The following is a 1,168-nucleotide window of genomic DNA, read 5'->3' on the forward strand; positions in this document are numbered from 1 at the left end:
CAAGAGTTCTCCGAGGGGCATTCTCCCAAAGCCATCGCGCGCCGCCTGAACGCCGAAGGTATTCCCGGTCCCCGTGGCAAGTTATGGCGTGACACGGCCATTCGAGGGCACAGAGTGCGTGGGACGGGCCTTCTCAACAATGAGCTCTACATCGGCCGCCTTGTTTGGAACCGGCTGCGCTACATCAAGGACCCGGAGACCGGCAGACGTGTTTCCCGTCTCAACGATCCGTCCAAATGGATCATCACGGAAGTCCCCGAACTGCGGATCGTCGGGGATGAACTTTGGGAGGCGGTCAAGCAGCGGCAAGGCGAGATCGAGGCTGATCCCCGCGTCAAAGCCATCAAGGAAACCAAGTTTTGGGAGAAGCGTCGCAAGAAGCACCTTCTGACAGGACTTGCATTCTGCGGAACCTGCGGAGGGCCACTCGCCACTGTCGGGCGCGACTACCTCGCCTGTTCTGCCGCTCGCAAACTCGGTACTTGTTCCCATAAGCAATCCATTCGCCGCAATGTCCTGGAAGACGCCGTTCTGGATTTGCTTCGTCAGCGTCTGATGCAGCCCGACGCAGTGGCCGCTTTTATCAAGTCCTTCAGCGAAGCCGCCAACGCAGAAGCAGGCACAGCGGAGGTAGCCCGGACCCGTCTGCAATCCGAGCGGGACAAAGCTGCGCGCAAACTGAATGGGTTTTATGACGCGATTGCAGAAGGCATTCGCACCTCAGGTCTTCAAACGCGGCTCGAAGAACTCGAAGCGCAGATCGCCGATCTGGATGCCAAGCTCTCCGGACCTAAGCCTTCACCGGTGCGACTGCACCCAAATCTGTCGGAACTTTATCGCTCCAAGGTCGCAGATCTGGCACAGGCGCTATCGGATCCGTCGATCCGCACCGGGGCCTTGGAGATTATCCGGGGCCTGATTGAACGTGTTACGGTCGAGCACACCAACGAGGGCGTTCAGATCGAACTGGAAGGGGCACTTTCAGCGATGATTGGTCTGGCCCAGAACGAACAAAGCCGCCCTGAGGCGGCTTGTTCGAGACTCTGTTCGACCGAAGTGGTTGCGGGAGTAGGATTTGAACCTACGACCTTCAGGTTATGAGCCTGACGAGCTACCGGGCTGCTCCATCCCGCGACACTTTAGTGGTCTATTGCCTGTTCGGCTACTT

The 1,168-nt window shown here is 58.5% G+C and carries 1 protein-coding gene and 1 tRNA gene; one reads left to right on the top strand and one right to left on the bottom strand.

Annotation, left to right across the window (positions count from 1 at the left end; all coding sequences use genetic code 11):
* Window positions 1–1,101, top strand: a 1,101-nt coding sequence (locus tag AC2FLZ_RS22005; RefSeq protein WP_496882798.1) for a recombinase family protein, incomplete at its 5' end; no start/stop codon positions are given.
* Here AC2FLZ_RS22005 and AC2FLZ_RS22010 read toward each other — a convergent pair.
* A tRNA-Met gene (locus tag AC2FLZ_RS22010) sits at window positions 1,058–1,134 on the bottom strand. The two genes, AC2FLZ_RS22005 and AC2FLZ_RS22010, sit on opposite strands and share 44 nt — an antisense overlap.
* Between the last annotated feature and the right edge of the window lie 34 nt (window positions 1,135–1,168).

The organism is Ruegeria sp. YKSF131, from assembly GCF_059612645.1.